The organism is Streptomyces sp. NPDC048001 (assembly GCF_043203115.1).
GTDB lineage: Bacteria > Actinomycetota > Actinomycetes > Streptomycetales > Streptomycetaceae > Streptomyces > Streptomyces sanyensis.
The window spans coordinates 266,224-282,165 of the sequence record NZ_JBIDBN010000012.1; the positions used below are offsets into that span (position 1 = coordinate 266,224).

The 15,942-nt window shown below is 76.4% G+C and carries 15 protein-coding genes; 7 read left to right on the forward strand and 8 right to left on the reverse strand.

Features of this window, described 5'->3' with window-relative positions:
* Positions 1-163 precede the first annotated feature (163 nt).
* Positions 164-781 carry a TetR/AcrR family transcriptional regulator gene (locus ACGF15_RS23280; RefSeq protein WP_345610064.1) on the forward strand — a complete coding sequence of 206 codons (618 nt, stop codon included), beginning with the start codon at positions 164-166 and terminating at the stop codon, positions 779-781.
* A 442-nt stretch (positions 782-1,223) separates the two neighbouring features.
* Positions 1,224-2,003, forward strand: a complete 780-nt coding sequence (locus ACGF15_RS23285; RefSeq protein WP_392801610.1) for a bifunctional DNA primase/polymerase — start codon at positions 1,224-1,226, stop codon at positions 2,001-2,003.
* A gap of 106 nt (positions 2,004-2,109) precedes the next feature.
* Here ACGF15_RS23285 and ACGF15_RS23290 read toward each other — a convergent pair whose 3' ends face one another.
* On the reverse strand, positions 2,110-3,099 hold the full coding sequence (locus tag ACGF15_RS23290) for a hypothetical protein (protein ID WP_392801613.1): 990 nt from the start codon (positions 3,097-3,099) through the stop codon (positions 2,110-2,112).
* A gap of 294 nt (positions 3,100-3,393) precedes the next feature.
* Here ACGF15_RS23290 and ACGF15_RS23295 point away from each other — a divergent pair, with 294 nt between their 5' ends.
* Positions 3,394-4,158, forward strand: a complete 765-nt coding sequence (locus ACGF15_RS23295) for a PhzF family phenazine biosynthesis protein (protein WP_362612119.1) — start codon at positions 3,394-3,396, stop codon at positions 4,156-4,158.
* 147 nt (positions 4,159-4,305) lie between these two features.
* On the opposite strand, the gene ACGF15_RS23300 is transcribed toward ACGF15_RS23295, so the two are convergent.
* Entirely contained in the window at positions 4,306-4,956 is a 651-nt protein-coding gene (locus ACGF15_RS23300; RefSeq protein WP_345610055.1) for a biliverdin-producing heme oxygenase, read from the reverse strand.
* Positions 4,957-5,128: 172 nt separating this feature from the next.
* Entirely contained in the window at positions 5,129-5,986 is an 858-nt protein-coding gene (gene map / locus ACGF15_RS23305) for a type I methionyl aminopeptidase (protein ID WP_256523797.1), read from the reverse strand.
* A gap of 58 nt (positions 5,987-6,044) precedes the next feature.
* On the opposite strand from map, the gene ACGF15_RS23310 reads away from it, so the two are divergent.
* Positions 6,045-6,290 (forward strand): hypothetical protein, encoded by a 246-nt coding sequence (locus ACGF15_RS23310; RefSeq protein WP_256523796.1) that lies wholly within the window; start codon positions 6,045-6,047, stop codon positions 6,288-6,290.
* 22 nt (positions 6,291-6,312) lie between these two features.
* On the opposite strand, the gene ACGF15_RS23315 is transcribed toward ACGF15_RS23310, so the two are convergent.
* Together ACGF15_RS23315 and ACGF15_RS23320 are read right to left on the reverse strand one after the other, a co-directional pair.
* Positions 6,313-7,599 carry an MFS transporter gene (locus ACGF15_RS23315; protein WP_345610051.1) on the reverse strand — a complete coding sequence of 429 codons (1,287 nt, stop codon included), beginning with the start codon at positions 7,597-7,599 and terminating at the stop codon, positions 6,313-6,315.
* 85 nt (positions 7,600-7,684) lie between these two features.
* On the reverse strand, positions 7,685-8,296 hold the full coding sequence (locus ACGF15_RS23320; protein ID WP_392801619.1) for a hypothetical protein: 612 nt from the start codon (positions 8,294-8,296) through the stop codon (positions 7,685-7,687).
* A gap of 96 nt (positions 8,297-8,392) precedes the next feature.
* Between ACGF15_RS23320 and npdG the strand changes: the two genes are divergently transcribed.
* Positions 8,393-9,115, forward strand: coding sequence for an NADPH-dependent F420 reductase (gene npdG, locus ACGF15_RS23325; protein ID WP_256523793.1), 723 nt, complete (start codon positions 8,393-8,395; stop codon positions 9,113-9,115).
* A 131-nt stretch (positions 9,116-9,246) separates the two neighbouring features.
* Positions 9,247-9,429: a hypothetical protein gene (locus ACGF15_RS23330; protein WP_345610046.1), complete on the forward strand. Its 183-nt coding sequence runs from the start codon at positions 9,247-9,249 to the stop codon at positions 9,427-9,429.
* A gap of 31 nt (positions 9,430-9,460) precedes the next feature.
* Here the strand turns inward: ACGF15_RS23330 and ACGF15_RS23335 are convergent, their stop codons facing one another.
* On the reverse strand, positions 9,461-10,267 hold the full coding sequence (locus ACGF15_RS23335; protein ID WP_345610044.1) for a site-2 protease family protein: 807 nt from the start codon (positions 10,265-10,267) through the stop codon (positions 9,461-9,463).
* A gap of 240 nt (positions 10,268-10,507) precedes the next feature.
* On the opposite strand from ACGF15_RS23335, the gene ACGF15_RS23340 reads away from it, so the two are divergent.
* Positions 10,508-13,918: a BTAD domain-containing putative transcriptional regulator gene (locus ACGF15_RS23340; RefSeq protein ID WP_392801624.1), complete on the forward strand. Its 3,411-nt coding sequence runs from the start codon at positions 10,508-10,510 to the stop codon at positions 13,916-13,918.
* 23 nt (positions 13,919-13,941) lie between these two features.
* Here ACGF15_RS23340 and ACGF15_RS23345 read toward each other — a convergent pair whose 3' ends face one another.
* Positions 13,942-14,787: an ABC transporter permease gene (locus ACGF15_RS23345; RefSeq protein ID WP_345610040.1), complete on the reverse strand. Its 846-nt coding sequence runs from the start codon at positions 14,785-14,787 to the stop codon at positions 13,942-13,944.
* Positions 14,784-15,788 carry an ATP-binding cassette domain-containing protein gene (locus ACGF15_RS23350; protein WP_362740181.1) on the reverse strand — a complete coding sequence of 335 codons (1,005 nt, stop codon included), beginning with the start codon at positions 15,786-15,788 and terminating at the stop codon, positions 14,784-14,786. The genes ACGF15_RS23345 and ACGF15_RS23350 overlap by 4 nt, the downstream gene beginning before the upstream one ends.
* Between the last annotated feature and the right edge of the window lie 154 nt (positions 15,789-15,942).

The window sequence follows — 15,942 nt, forward strand, 5'->3', positions numbered from 1 at the left end:
CGCCGGTGAGCCCCCTGCGCCGCTTGGTGTCCGCCCGCCCGGGCCGGCCGGTGCCTCCCGGGCGGCCGCGGGCCGCGGCCGACGGGCGGGGCCCGTGCGGGGGTGCACCGGGAACGCTCCGCTCCGCAGGCGAGACGTCCCGTCTCACTGCTAGGTTGAGCCGATGACCGAGCCGAAGGCCCCCGACCCCTCGCGTCGCAGCGAACGCTCCCGCCGCGCGATCTACGAGGCCGCGCTCGGGCTCGTCGGCGAGGTGGGCTACGGACGGACGACCGTCGAGGCCATCGCCGCCCGCGCGGGGGTCGGCAAGCAGACCATCTACCGCTGGTGGCCGTCGAAGGCCGCGGTGCTGATGGACGCCTTCCTCGACCTGGCCACCCGGGCCGCGGAGGAGGCGGGACCGGGTGGGCCCGTCATCCCCGACACCGGTGACCTCCGGGCCGACCTGCGGCTGGTGCTGCGGGCCACGGTCGACCAGATGAACGACCCCGCCTACGACGCCCCGGCGCGGGCGCTCACGGCGGAGGGGGTGATCGACGCCGCGACCGGCGCCCGGTTCGTGGAGAGGCTGCTCGCCCCGCAGCTCGAGCTCTACACCGTCCGGCTGCGTGCCGCGCAGCAGGCGGGCGCGGTCCGGCCCTCGGTGGACCCCCGGATCGCCCTGGAGCTCTTCGTCGGCCCGCTCCTCCACCGCTGGCTGCTGCGCACCCTCCCGCTGACCCACGCCTACGCGGACGCCGTCGTCGACTACGCGCTCGACGGGCTGGCCCCCCGCCCCTGAGCCGCCTGCCGGACCCCGCGCCCCGGCCGCCCGAACCCGCTCCCCTCCCGGGCGCCGCTCCCGTCGGGCGCCCCCTCCCGGGCACCTTCCCCGGCGGTATCCCGCCGCACCCCGCCCCCGCCGGGGTGCGCGGGCGGCACCCGGCCCCACCGGACGGCGCCGCCTCCGCCCCCGTATCCGTGCCCGCCTGCGCGCCCGCCTGTGCGCCCGGCGCGGAGGTGGCAGCCCGTCCCCCTCCCTGTGCCACCGGTGCGCTCCCCGTGCGCTCCGGGCTGCCGCGGTGCGCCCCTGGGCGCCGGGAACAGACGGGCCCCCCGCCCGGTTGAGGCCTGTGTCCACCCGCCCCGCACGATGGTGGGACCATGGCAGTGACCGAAAGCAGTGACCGAGGGCAGTGACCGCACGGACGCGTGCGGCCGACGCATGAGGTGTGAGGGGATAGATGGGCGACGGTATCGGCCGGATCCGCGGCACGGTGGGCGGCAGGCCCCGGGAGAGCAGGCTGGCGCAGTGGCTGCGCCGCCGGTCCTCGGCAGAGTCCGGGGCCGAGGGCCCGCAGCGCGAGGAGCTGCTCGTCGCCGTCGCCGCCGCCGGGCTGCCCCTGGCACCGGCCGCCCACCCCGTCGGCTTCCGCTGCTCCTGCGAGCGCATCGGCTGCCCCATCCCGGCCACCCACCCGATCTCCTTCGCCTGGCAGACGCAGTCCACCACCGACCGGGGCCAGGTCGAGCGCTGGGCCCGCAACCAGCCCGAGGCGAACTTCATCACCGCGACGGGCATGGTCCACGACGTCCTGGACGTCCCGCTCGACGCGGGCCGCAGCGCCCTCGGGCGCCTGCTGGAGCAGGGCGTCGAGGTCGGGCCCGTTGCCGTGTGCGACGGGGCGGGCGACGAGGGCCGCATGCTCTTCTTCACCGCGACGCGGGGCACGCCCGAGGACGAGGACGAGTGGTGGCCCTGCGAACTGGACTGCCACCCCGAGACCATGGACGAGCACCCCGGGCTGCGCTGGCACTGCCGGGGCAGCTACGTCCTGGTGCCGCCGGCCCGGCTGCCGGGCGACGGTGACCGGGGGGTCTCCTGGGAGCGGGGTGTGGAGCATCCCCTGCCGGACCCGCTGACCCTGCTGGAGACGCTGACCGACGCCTGCGCCCGCTACGCCGACGAGCAGGAGCGGCGGCGAGCCGAGCGGTCCGAGGCGGCCTGGCCGCTGGGCCGCTGACCGGATCCGCACCCGTGCGCCCCCTGCGCGCTCCCCTGCGGACCCGGAGTGCGCTCGGCTTCCGGCGGCGGGGTGCGCGGTCTTTCGGAGTGCGCCGGGGCGGGCCTCAGGAGCCCTTCGCCGCGGTCAGTCCGGTGAGGCGGCTCAGTATGTCCGGCTGACCGCCGCCCGAGCCCACGGGGATGCTCACCAGCTGGCCGGAGACCCGCTCCTTGGTGAGGGTCGACCTCACCTCGCCGGTGAGCAGCGCCCGCACATCCGGGATGACCTTCAGCTCCACGCCCTTCGCCGCGGTCTGCCGCTCGAAGTTCTTCACCGTGAAGAAGACCAGCGCCCCGCCGTCCTGGGTCACCAGCCCGAGGGGGGCGTAGGCGCCCGAGTCGAGCGGCTGGTCCAGGTACTGCGTCGACACGCCGGGCAGGGAGGCGCTCCTGGCCCGTGTCTCGCGCCAGCCCGTGGTGTGCGGGCCGGCCGTGAACGCCTCCGGCCTCCCGTCCTGGAGGTAGGAGGCGTAGTCGCTGCTCAGCTCGGCCGGTGCGACGGCGAGGGCCGCGTCGTCGGGGGTGACCGGCTCCGCGTAGCCGTCCGCGTCCCGCTTGAAGGCGGGGATGTCCTCGGGTGCGAGGATCGCGAGGTAGGCGGCCTTCCAGGTGTCGTCCACCCCGGCGCGGACGAAGGCCAGCAGCCAGCGGCTGTCGCGCTCGCCTCCGTCGTCGGTGTCCCGGTTGGAGTCGGTGTCGGCGAGGAACCAGCGCGGCCAGCCGGCCTTCCGGGGGATGACGAACCGCGCGTCCGCCAGCTCCAGCGGGACGTGCCGGGGGTTGCCGTCGGGGAAGTTGACCTGGCGGGCCTTCAACCCGGCCTGGTTGATGGCGCCGAGGGCACCGGTGACATGGGCGGCGTCGAGTGCCGGATCGTACGCCTTGTCCGCCTTGTTATAGGCAGCGGTGAACCCGGCGAGCGCCGCCGCGGCTTCCTCCTCGGTCACCGAGGGGACGACCTCCCGCTCCCCGTGGACGGTGACGCACGCGCTCGCCGCCAGGGACAACACCACCGTCGCCGCGAGCCCCGCGGCCGCCCGGCCCAGCCTTCTCATGCGCTGCCTTCTGCTCCTCGCCCCGACCTGACCGTCCGAACCCTACCGGTGCCGCGGACGGTCCGGGCGCAGGGCGAGGCGGCCCGGGAGCGCCGCCCTCCGCTTCCTGCCCCGGTCCGCGGCCGGGAGGCGCAGGCCAGGCGCCGGACGCGGTCAACCCGCCCGCACCGCGGTCGTGTTCGGACCTGCCCGCATCTCACCCGTCCGCCGTCACCCGCCCGCCTCCCCGGCCGCCCGCCCGGGAGCGGCGGCGAACCCCGGGCGGCAGCCAGGCATGAATGCTTCAATGCGGGAGTGAACGAACTCGACGTGGTCCAGGTCTTCTGCTCCGGCGACGGCCGGTTCGGGAACCCGGTCGCGGTGGTGCGCGACCCACGGCGCCACCCCGACCGGCGGTCCCGGCAGGCCCTCGCGGCCGAACTCGGCCTCGGCGGTTGTGTGTTCGTCGACGACCCCGAGCGGGGGGAGCTCGATGTGCACACGCCGCCGACGCGTCCCGCCTTCGCCGTCGGCCCGCTGCTCGCGGCGGCCTGGCTGCTGGACCTGGAGGCCGTGCACCCCCCGGGCGGCGAGGTGTGGGCCCGCCACGACGGTGAGTTCGCCTGGGTGACCGTCCGAGCGGAGCCCGCTCCGTGGACGCTGCGCCGCCATGACACCCCGGCCGAGGTGGACGCGCTGCCCCTGCCGCCGCCGGGGCGGGGGCCGCTGTACGCCTGGGCGTGGGAGGACGAGTCCGCGGGCCGGGTGCGGGCCCGCTCCTTCCCGCGCGGCGGGGGCGCCGACGAGGAGGAGGCGACCGGCTCCGCGGCCGTGCTGCTGACCGACCTGCTCGGCCGGGCGCTGAACATCATCCAGGGCCGCGGGTCGCAGATCCTCTCCGCGCCCGGGCCGGACGGCGTCGTGGAGATCGGCGGCCGGGTGCGGCTCGCCTCCCCGGCGGCCGAGCCCGCGAGGACCCGGGGCCCCGCGGCCGCCCTGCGGATCGCCCCGGTGGAGCGAGGCACGCGCTCCCGGCTCCCGCACACGGTGGCCGTACCGGGACCGGTCTCCGCCCCCTGACGCGGTCCCGAGCGCATCGTCCCGCCCGCACGGGGCGTCGGCGGGCACCCGGCGCGCACGCGTGCGCCCGCTGGCCGAGGGGCTCCCGAGGACGTCCGGGCACGGGGCGGTCGCGGCCCGGGCGGCGCCCGCCCGGGGCCGAGCGGGTCAGGCGCTGAGCGGGAACTCCTGGTCCAGCTCCCGGAAGACCGCCCCGTTGAAGGCGAAGGCCCGGCGGCACTCCTCGACGATCCGCTGCCGGACCAGCTCGTCGGCCCGGACCGCGTCGAGCAGTTCGCGGTAGGTCCGCTTGAAGGCCGCGGGGTTGGCGACCTCCTCGAAGACGTAGAAGCGCACCCCGTCACCCTTGCGGGCGAAGCCCCAGGTGCGCTCGGCCCGGTCGCGGATGATCTGGCCGCCGGAGAGGTCGCCCAGGTAGCGCGTGTAGTGGTGGGCTATGTAGCCCGCCGGCCAGGCACGGGCGCACTCCTCGATCCGCGCGGCGTAGGCCGCCGTCGAGGGCAGGGCGGTCAGCCCCTCGCGCCAGCGGACGCCGCGCAGGTGCGCCAGGTCGCGCTCCAGCGCCGCCGTGCGCATCAGCTCGGGCCGGACGAAGGGCCCGGCGACCGGGTCCCCCGCCAGGCGCCCGGCGCCGTCCTCCAGGGCGCGGTAGACGAACCACAGCTGCTCGGTGTACCGGGCGAAGGCCTCGACACCGAGTGAACCGCCGAGCATGCGGGCCATGAAGGGGGACGTCTCCGCCTCGGCGTGCTGCTCCTGCGAGGCGACACGGATCTGCGTCGAGAAGGGCGTGTCCACGTCGGGACCTCCGGTACCGGGAAGGGCGGGCAGGCAGTACGGATCCTTGTACTGAGGTCTACCTGAGTCAACAGGATCCGAACCCGTCCCGCCCCCCCCGTTGCCCGCCCGGCGCCCCCCGCCGGGCCCGGCCCCGCCCCGGCCGCGCGGGACGGCCGGGGCCCGCGAGCCGTCACGGCAGGGTCAGGATCTCCGCCCCCGTCGCGGTGACCACCAGGGTGTGCTCGAACTGCGCCGTGCGCCTGCGGTCCTTGGTGACGACCGTCCAGCCGTCCTCCCACATGTCGTACTCGTGCGTCCCCAGCGTCAGCATCGGCTCGATCGTGAAGGTCATCCCCGGCTCCATGACCGTCGTGGCGTGCGGGGCGTCGTAGTGCGGGATGATCAGGCCGGAGTGGAAGGACGTGTTGATGCCGTGGCCCGTGAAGTCGCGCACCACCCCGTACCCGAACCGCTTGGCGTAGGACTCGATCACCCGCCCGATGACGTTGACCTGCCGGCCCGGCTTCACCGCCTTCACGGCCCGGTTCAGGGACTCCCGCGTCCGCTCCACCAGCAGCCGGGACTCCTCGTCCACGTCGCCGCAGAGGTAGGTCGCGTTGTTGTCCCCGTGCACACCGCCGATGTAGGCCGTCACGTCGAGGTTCACGATGTCCCCGTCGCGCAGCACCGTGGAGTCGGGGATGCCGTGGCAGATCACCTCGTTGACCGAGGCGCACAGCGACTTGGGGAAGCCGCGGTAGCCCAGGGTGGACGGGTAGGCGCCGTGGTCGCACATGAACTCGTGGGCCACGCGGTCGAGTTCGTCGGTGGTCACGCCGGGGGCGATGTGCTTCGCGGCCTCCTCCATCGCCTGGGCGGCGATACGGCCCGCGACACGCATCCGCTCGACGGTGTCGGAGTCCTGGACCTCCGGACCGGAGTACGGGGCCGGCGCGGGCCTCCCCACGTACTCGGGACGCCGGATGGAGCCGGGGACGGAGCGGGCGGGAGAGATCTCCCCTGGTACGAGCAGCGACTGGCCAGACATGCGAGCGAGTCTAACCAGCCGGGGTGGGGCAGCATGGCCTCAGAGGAAGGAGCCCCACATGCCCCTGTTCAAGAAGCGCACGGTCGGCAAGCCCGGCGAGTGGTACTACTGCCTGGAGCACCGCAAGGTCGAGGAGGGACCGGAGTGCCCGGCCAAGGACCGCTTCGGGCCCTACCCGACCCGGAAGGAGGCGGAGCACGCGATGGCCACGGCCCGCGAGCGCAACCTGGAGTGGGAGAACGACCCGCGCTGGCACGACGCCCCGTCCGGGCCCGAAAGGGACGACCGGGAGCCGGGCGACTGAGCGCTCCGGGTCCGCGCCCGCCTCAGCCCTCCGCCGGGGCGGCCGCCTCCTTCTGCGCCTTCCTGCGCAGCGCGTCCTCGTCCGTGCGGGCGTCGTAGGTCAGCAGCTTCGGCAGGGCGGCGGCCAGCAGCCCCACCGACACCACGCAGGCCAGCCCGCCGCTCCAGACGGCCGGACGGGTCCCCGTCCAGCCGGCCATCGCCCCCGCCCGCACCTGGCCCAGCTGCGGACCGACGCTGTACGAGAGCACCTCGATGCCCGCCAGCCTGCCGCGCAGCTCCTCGGGCACCGTCTGGTTCCAGATCGTCGAGCGCCCCAGTCCGCTGAGCATGTCCCCGGCCCCGGCGACCGCCAGGCACAGCAGCACCAGCCACACCTCGTCGAACCGGCCCGCCGCGAAGACGGCGGCACCCCACCCCGCGGCGCCGAGGACCACCAGCAGGCCGTGCCGCCGCACCCGGGAGGTCCAGCCGCTGGTCAGGCCGAGCAGCACCGAACCGACCGAGCCGGCCGCGTACATCAGCCCCAGCGACCACTCGGCGTCCAGCTCGTCGGCGAGGAAGGGGAAGATCGCGTTTGGGAAGGCGAAGAACATGGCCGCGAGGTCCACGGCGTAGGTGCCCAGCAGCACCGGCCTGCTCCACGCGTACCGGGCGCCCTGCGCGATGCCCCGCAGCGAGGGCCGGCCGGCACCCGGCGCCGGCGGGGCGGGGGAGAGCCGCAGGCAGAGCAGCACCGAGACGGCGAAGCCGGCCACGGTCACCGCGTAGGCCGTGCCGTGGCCCGCGTAGGCGACCACCAGCCCCGCCAGCGCGGGCCCGGCGATCGCCCCGAGCTGCCACCGCAGGGCGTTCAGCGCGGCCGCGGCCGTCAGCTGGTCGTGCGGCACGATCCGGGCCAGCAGGGAGTCCAGCGCCGGGCGCTGGAGCCCCGCGAGCGCCGAGACCCCCGCCGCGACCAGGTACAGCGGCCACAGCAGCGGCTGCGGCAGCAGCGCGTTCACCAGCAGCACCAGCGCGAGGAAGCCCAGCCCGGCCTCGGTCCACAGGATCAGCCTGCGCCGGTCGACCGCGTCGGCCAGGGCCCCGCCGTACAGCCCGAAGACCACCAGCGGCACCAGCTCGACGGCCCCCATCGCGCCGACGGCGAGCGGCGACCCGGTCAGTTCCTTGATCTGGAGCGGCAGGGCGACCAGTGCCATGAAGCTGCCGAAGTTGGTGATCAGCCCCTGGACCCAGAGCAGCCGGAAGTCGGGAGAGGAACGCCAGGGGGACACGTCGGGCAGCAGCGAGGAGAGCGTGGAGGGCACGAAGGGCCATGCTCGGCGCCGTGCCGCGGGCGGGCAACCGAATTAGCCCGGGGCCGGGCGGACGGCCCCGGGCCCCCGCCGCCCCTCACCACGGCTCGGGCGGCGGGGCCGTCAGCCGGTCCGCCAGGCGGGACAGACGGTCGCGGAACCGGCGCCGCCCCGCGCCGCCCCCCGGTCCGGGCACCCCGTTCTCCCCGGCCGCCGCGCTCACCAGGTGCTGCACGGTGTCCAGGCCGACCTCCGCCGAGCCGGGAACCGTCAGGGCCTCGTGCGCGAGGCCCCGCACCTCGGGTTCGCCGCCCTCCAGGGCCAGCACCGTCGCCCCCGCCCGCCGGGCCCCGTGCACCCGCTCCAGCACCTCCGCCCCCGGCGCCCCCGGCGCCACCACCAGGAGCGTCTCGCCCCGCCCAGCGGCCTCCAGCCGCCCGAGCCCCACCGCCAGATGCGAGGGGGCACCGGCGCGCACCCGGTGGCGCACCAGCGTCGGGGCGAGCCCGGGACGCCCGGACCAGGCCGCCTCGTCCACCAGATGGGCCGCCAGATGCCACGGCTCGTACGCCTCGGTGCCCACCAGCAGCAGGCCCCCCGGCCGGTCCCCGGCCGCCGTCCGCAGCACCCCGGCGAAGCGCCGGGCGGCCGCGGGCCACTCCGTCCCGGCGAGCACCTCGCGCAGCAGCGCGACCCGTACGGCGTCCATGGCCCGGCATCCTGCACCGCGCCGGCCGGGCCGCGGGCCGGAACGGACCCGCTCTCACCCGTTCGGGAGCCGGGCCCCCGGCGATAGGGTCGGGCCATGACTTCCCACGACGCAACGGGCACCGCCGCCACCCCCGCCAAGGCCCCCGCCAAGGACCCCTGGGACCTCCCGGACGTATCCGGTCTCGTCGTCGGCGTCCTCGGCGGCACCGGCGACCAGGGGCGCGGCCTCGCCTACCGGCTGGCCCGGGCCGGCCAGAAGGTCGTCATCGGCTCGCGGGCCGCCGACCGGGCCGAGGCGGCGGCCGCCGAACTCGGCTTCGGTGTGGAGGGGGCCGACAACGCGGAGTGCGCCCGGCGCAGCGACATCGTCATCGTGGCCGTCCCCTGGGACGGGCACGCCCCCACACTGGAGGCGCTCCGCGAGGAACTGGCCGACAAGATCGTGGTCGACTGCGTCAACCCGCTCGGTTTCGACAAGAAGGGCGCCTACGCCCTGAAGCCGGAGGAGGGCAGCGCCGCGGAGCAGGCGGCCGCGCTCCTGCCCGGCTCCCGGGTGACCGCCGCCTTCCACCACCTGTCCGCCGTCCTCCTCCAGGACGCGTCCGTCGAGGAGATCGACACCGACGTGATGGTCCTCGGCGAGTCCCGTGCCGACACCGACGTCGTGCAGGCGCTCGCCGCCCGCATCCCCGGGATGCGCGGGGTGTTCGCCGGGCGGCTGCGCAACGCCCACCAGGTCGAGTCGCTGGTGGCCAACCTCATCTCGGCCAACCGCCGCTACAAGGCCCACGCCGGACTGCGGGTCACCGACGTCTGAGCGCAGGCCCCGCCGACCGCCCGCCCCCGCAGCGGGGGCGGGCCGCGGGGGCCCGCCGGGCCGCCCCGCGGGCGGCATGGGGGACACTGGAGCGGACGTACCCCGCAGCACCCGGACAGGAGCCGCCCCCCATGCCCCGCCTCGCCCTCTACTCCCTGATCGTCTGCGTGCTCGCCGTGGCCGCGGCGGTCCTCTCCTTCGTGCAGGGCATGTGGATCGGCATCGTCTGGGTGCTGCTGGCCGGGCTCTCCTCCAACATGGCCTGGTACTACCTGCGCCGGGACCGGGCGCGCAGGGCCGCCGCCGAGGTCTGAGCCGCCCGCCCCGCCGCGCCCGCCCGGCGCCTCAGCCGGGCACCGGGGCGAAGCAGAAGTAGCCCTCCCCCTCCCAGAAGCGGAACAGCTCCCGGCCGCAGTAGGCCGCCTCGCGGGGCACGCCCAGGGCGTCCATCACCGCGTAGACCCCGTCGAAGAAGGCCGCGTTCACCCCCGGAATCCACAGCACGGCGAAGACCGCCAGCAGCCCGTACGGGGCGTACGGCGCCAGCCGGCGCCGCAGCCCGGAGGACAGCCAGGGCTCCACCACGCCGTACCCGTCCAGGCCCGGCACCGGGAGCAGGTTCAGCACCGCGGCCGTGACCTGGAGCATCGCCAGGAAGGCCAGCGCGAACAGGAACGTCACCGGCACCCCCGCCAGGGCGCCCGTCCAGAACGGCGCCGTGCACGCGAGGGCGAACACGACGTTCGCCAGCGGTCCCGCGGCGGAGATCATGCTGTGCCGCAGCCGCCCGCGGACGCGGTGCCGCTCGATGTACACGGCTCCGCCCGGCAGACCGAAACCGCCCATGATCACGAACAGCACCGGCAGCACGACGCTCAGCAGGGCGTGGGTGTACTTCAGCGGGTTCAGCGTGAGATAGCCCTTGGCCGCGACGGAGAGGTCCCCGCCGTGCAGTGCCGTGCGGGCGTGCGCGTACTCGTGCAGGCACAGCGAGACGACCCACGCCGACAGCACGAAGGCGAAGACCGCCGGGCCCGGCGCCGCCGGGACACCGCTCCACACCGCCCAGCCCGACACCGCGGCGACGGCGGCGATCCCGAGGAAGACGGGGCTGATCCGGCGGTCGGCGCGGCGCGCGGCGGCGGTGGTCACGGGGCGGCTCCTGGGTGGGGAGGCGGGGCGGGTCACGGCCGGGCCCGGGCCGTACGGCGGACACGGGGGGAACGCCGCCCGGCCACCCGGGGTTCCCCGCGGGGCCCGGCCCGCGCCCGTACCGCGCACCCCGCATCGCGCGCCGCCCCGGACCGTGCCCCCGGGCCGCCCCGCCCGGGCCCCCTGCCCCGGCCGGGGCGGCCCGGGCCCCCTGCCCCGGCCGTCGGGAACAATGGGCGGGTGCGCATCACTCTCCTCGGCACCACGCAGGCCGTCCGCGACGACGGCACCGCCGCCGCGCTCGGCGGTGCCCGGCTGCGGACCCTGCTCGCGGTCCTCGCGCAGCGGCCGGGACGGGCGGTGCCCGCGGCCCGCCTCGTGGAGGAGGTGTGGGACGGGGACCCGCCGCGCGACGCCCACGGGGCCCTCCAGGCCCTGGTCGGCCGCCTGCGCAGGGCCCTGGGCCGGGACGCGGTGGCCTCCGCCGACGGCGGCTACCGGCTCTGCGCCGACCCCGAGGACGTCGACCTCCACCGCTTCGAACGGCTCACCGCCGAGGGGACGCGCGCCCTCGCCGACGGCGATCCGGTCAAGGCGGCAGCCCTGCTCGACGACGCGCTCGCCCTGTGGCGCGGTCCGGCCCTCGCCGACCTCCCCGGCCGCACCGCCGCCGCGGCGCGCTGGGAGGCGCGCAGACTGGACGCCCGCAGGGCCCGGCTGGACGCGGCCCTCGCCCTCGGCCGCGCCGGGGACGCCACCGCGGAGCTGGCCGACCTGTGTGCGGCGCACCCCCTGGACGAACCCCTCCAGGCCCTGCGCATCCGGGCGCTGCGCGACGCCGGCCGCCCCGCCCAGGCCCTCGCCGCCTACGAGGAGGTGCGCCGGAGCCTCGCGGAGCGCCTCGGCACCGACCCGGGGCCCGAACTCACCGCCCTCCACGCCGGACTGCTCGCCCCGCCCGCCCCGCCGCCGGTCCCGGCCGCCGCCCCGGCCCGCGGCAACCTCAGAGCCCGTCTCACCAGCTTCGTCGGCCGCGAGCCCGAACTGCAGGCCCTCGGCGGCGACCTCGCCGCGGCACGGCTGGTGACCCTCCTCGGGCCGGGCGGCGCGGGCAAGACCCGGCTCTCCCAGGAGGCCGCGGAGGCCCTCGGGGACCGCTGGCCCGACGGCGTCTGGATGGCCGAACTCGCCCCCGTCGACGATCCGGCGGCCCTGCCCGAGGCGGTCCTCACCGCCCTCGGCGGCCGGCGGACCGTGCTGCGCGGGGCGGGGGCCCAGGAGCTGCGGGCCGCCGACCGCCACGGTGACGACGCGCTGCACCGGCTGGCCGAGCACTGCTCGGGCCGCCGGATGCTGCTGCTTCTGGACAACTGCGAGCACCTGGTGGAGGCCGCGGCCCTGCTCGCCCAGCGGCTCCTGGAGGACTGCCCGGGGCTCGCCGTCCTCGCCACCAGCCGCGAACCGCTGGGCGTCCCGGGTGAACTGCTGCGCCCCGTGGACCCGTTGCCCGACCCGGTGGCGGTGCGGCTCTTCGCCGACCGCGGGGCCGCGGTCCGGCCGGGCTTCCGCGCCGACGCCGACGAGGCGACCGCCCGGGCCGTCGCCGAGATCTGCCGACGGCTGGACGGCCTGCCCCTGGCCGTCGAACTCGCCGCCGCACGGCTGCGGATGCTCACCCCCCGCCAGATCGCGGACCGGCTCGACGACCGCTTCCGCCTCCTGACGACGGGCAACCGGACCGCGCTGCCCCGCCAGCAGACGCTGCGGGCCGTCGTCGACTGGTCCTGGGACCTGCTGACCGCGGCCGAGCGCGCCGTCCTGCGCCGCCTGTCGGTGTTCGCGGGCGGCTGCGCCCTCGCCGCCGCGGAGGCCGTGTGCGCGGATCCGGCCGGGGACCCCGCGGAGGCCGTCCCCGCGGGTCCCGCCGGGGACCCCGCGGGGACCGGGGCGCCCGCGACCGGGCGGCAGCGGACCGGGGCCGACGCCGCCGCGGCCGGGCCCGTCCCCGCGACCGAGGTCGCCGGCCTCGTCGGGGCACTGGTGGACAAGTCCCTGGTGGTCGCCGAGCCCGACGACGGCGGGGCGATGCGCTACCGGCTGCTGGAGACCGTCGCCGAGTACGCGGCGGACCGGCTCGACGAGGCGGGCGAGCGCGCCGCCGCCGAGCGGCGCCACCTCGTGTACCACCGCGAGCTGGCACGCGCCGCCGACCCGGTCCTGCGGGGCCCGGAGCAGCACCGGGCCCTCGCCCTGTTCCGCCGGGAGTACGAGAACCTGCGCGCCGCGCTGCGCCGGGCCACCGCCCTGCGGGCCGAGCACGAGGTGCTGTGCCTGGTGCTCTCCCTGGCCTGGTACTGGCAGATGCGCGACCTGCGCGGCGAGGCACGCCAGTGGTCGGCCGCCGCGGCCGCCCTGCACGGGGACCCGTTCGGCGAACCCGTCCGCCCGGCGCCGCCGCTCGCCGGCCGGTGCACGGACGGGCCCCCGCCGTTCCCGCCCCCGGTGCTGGCCGAGGCCCGGCGTCAGAACGCGCTGATCCGGATGGCGGCCATGGACCACCACGCGGAGGACTGGACCTCCCCCCGGGCGCAGGAGTGGCTCCGCCGGGTCGTGCGGACCTACGAGCCGCCGTCGCTGCCGCAGCTCGCGCGCTTCCCCGGCTCCCTCGCCTTCTTCGCCGTCCTGCTCACCGGCGACGGCGAGGACGTCCGGCGCTTCCTCGACGCCTCGGTCCGCACCGCCGGGGAGCAGGGAGACGACTGGGCCCTCGCGGCCGTCCTCCAGCAGCGGGCGAACCTCCTGGCCAACCGGGCCCACTGGGCGGGCGACGCCCTGCAGGACGCGGACCGCAGCCTCGCCCTGTTCCGGGACCTCGGGGACGCCTGGGGCATCGCCGAGGCGCTGGCCTCGCGGGCCGAGGCCCACGAGCGGCGGGGCGACTACGCCGAGGCCGCCGCCGGCTTCCGCGCCGCGACCGGGCACGCCGAGCGGCTGGGCGCCGAGAGCCAGGCGGCGCTGCTGCGCACACGGCTGGCCGCCGTGCTGGTGGAGACCGGTGTGTACGGCGAGGCCGAGGCGATCCTGCGGGCCGTGGTCGAGGCCGAGGGCGAGAGCAACGAGGCCCTTCCGGCGGCCCGGCTGGTGATCTCCATGCTCTACGCCCGCACCGGGCGCACCCCCGAGGCGCGCACCCAGCTCGGGCTGCTGGCCGCGGAGATGAGCGGGGACACGCTGGTCCTCTTCCACGGCATGGTCGTCGGCTACCTGGCCTGGCTGGACGTGCTCGACGGCCGCTTCGCCGAGGCGCTGGAAGGAGCACGGGCCGCCCTCGACCCCGCGCTGGACCGGCTGTCGCTGATGGTCGCCCCGCAGCTCCCCGCGCTGCATGTGCTCACCGCCGCCTGCGCCCTCCTGCGGCTGGGCGGCCCGGACCGGACCTCGGCCGGGGCGCGGCTGGTCGGGGCCCGGCCGGGCCTGCTGCCGCCCGGGCATGTGCCCACCGCCGTCGAGCGGGAGCAGCTGGAGTACGCCGAGCGGGCCGGGCGGGCCGCGCTCGGGGACCGCTTCGAGGCGCTGAGGGCCGAAGGCGGGCGCCTGGCACCGGAGGAGGCGGCCGCCCTGGTGCGCGCCGCGGGTGCGGCCGGGGGCTGACCCCGGCCGCACCCCGCCCGGCTTCAGGTCTTGCGCCGGAACCTGCTGATCGCCAGCGGCGCGGTGACCAGAGTGATCGCCGCGGCCCAGGCCAGCGTCATCCCCACCGGGCCGGCGACGGGACCGCCGTTGATCAGGTTGCGGGCGGCATCGGCCAGGTTGGACAGCGGGTTGACGTCGGTGAACGCCTCCAGCCAGCCCGGCATGGACTCCGTCGGTGTGAAGATCGACGAGCCGAACTGGAGCGGCATCAGCACCAGCATGGCCATGCCCTGCACCGACTGGGCCGTCTTCATGGTCAGCCCCAGCAGCATGAAGATCCACATCAGCGAGGTGCCGAAGAGCAGGGACAGCCCGACGGCGCCGAGCAGCCCGAGCACGGAGGTCCCGATCTGGAGACCGAGCGCGAAGCCCACGGCCAGCAGGATGGCGATGGCGATGAGCATCCGCCCGGCCTCCACCACGATCTTGGCGACGAGCACCGAGGACCGGGCGATGGGCAGCGTCCGGAAGCGGTCCATCACGCCCTTGCGGAAGTCGTCGTTGATACCGGTCCCGACGGCCATGGCGATGTTCATGCCCATCATCGCCATCAGCCCGGGCACCAGGTAGTTGACGTACTCCTGCTGGTTGCCCTTGCCGGAGATCGCCCCGCCGAAGACGTAGACGAACAGCAGCGTGAAGACGACGGGCATCAGCAGGACGTCGAACATGGACTCCGGGTCCTGGCGGATCTGGAGCACGTTGCGCCGCACCAGGGCGCCGATGTGCCGCAGGCCGGCCCGCGGGGAGATCCGCCCCTCGGGCGGCGGCGCCAGGCCGGCGGGGACGGCGGGTACGGCGGGGGCGGGACGGGTCGCCGCGCTCATGCGGCCACCTCCTCGGGGACGGGCCCGGCGGCGGCGCCGGCCGCCTCCGGCCGCAGGCCGGTGACGGCGAGGAACACCTCGTCCAGGCTGGGCAGTTCGGTCGAGATGTGGGCGAGGGGGAACCCGCGGTCGCCCAGCAGGCCCACCACGGCGGTCAGCTGGAGGTCGCTCAGCACGGGAACGTGCAGCTCGCCCTCCTCCCGGAGGACGCGCACCCCGGGGGCGGCGTCGAGACCCGCCTGCGCCACCGCGGCGGCCACGGCGTCCAGGTGCGCGGGCTCGGCGGGGCGGACCACGAGCGTGCGGCCGCCGACCCTGGCCTTGAGCTCGTCCACGGCCCCGCCCGCGATGACCCGGCCGCGGTCCACGACCGTCAGCTCGTCGGCCAGCTGCTCGGCCTCCTCCATGTACTGGGTGGTCAGCAGCACCGTCGCCCCCTCGGCGACCAGGTGCCGGACCTCGTCCCACACCTCGTTGCGGGTCCGCGGGTCGAGGCCGGTGGTGGGCTCGTCCAGGTACAGCACCGCGGGGCGGCCGATCATCGAGGCCGCGAGGTCCAGGCGCCGGCGCATCCCGCCGGAGTACTGCAGGGCCGGGCGGTGGGCCGCCTCGGCGAGGGAGAAGCGCTCCAGCAGCTCGTCGGCCCGGCGCCGGGCGTCCCGGCGGGACAGGTCGAGCAGCCGCCCGATCATGTACAGGTTCTCCCGGCCGGAGAGCTTCTCGTCCACCGAGGCGTACTGGCCGGTCAGCCCGATGGCGCGGCGCAGCCGCCGCGGCTCGCGCAGGACGTCGCACCCGGCGACGACGGCGGTCCCGGCGTCCGGGCGGACGAGGGTGGACAGGCAGCGGACGAGGGTGGTCTTGCCGGCGCCGTTCGGCCCGAGGACGCCGAGCACGGTGCCCTCGCGGACCTCCAGGTCGACGCCGTCCAGCGCCTTCGTCTCGCCGTAGTGCTTCACGAGGCCCCTGACCTCGACGGCGATGCGGTCGTTTCGTCTCATGCCCCCACGCTGACGGACGCTGCCGACAGATCCCCGACAGACGACCGACAGCACGCCGACCCGCCCCGGGCGGCAGCGGACCGGCCCGCCGGCGCCGACGCGCCCAGGACGGCGACAGCCCGCCGACGGGGGATGATCGGCGGGCTGTCGGTGG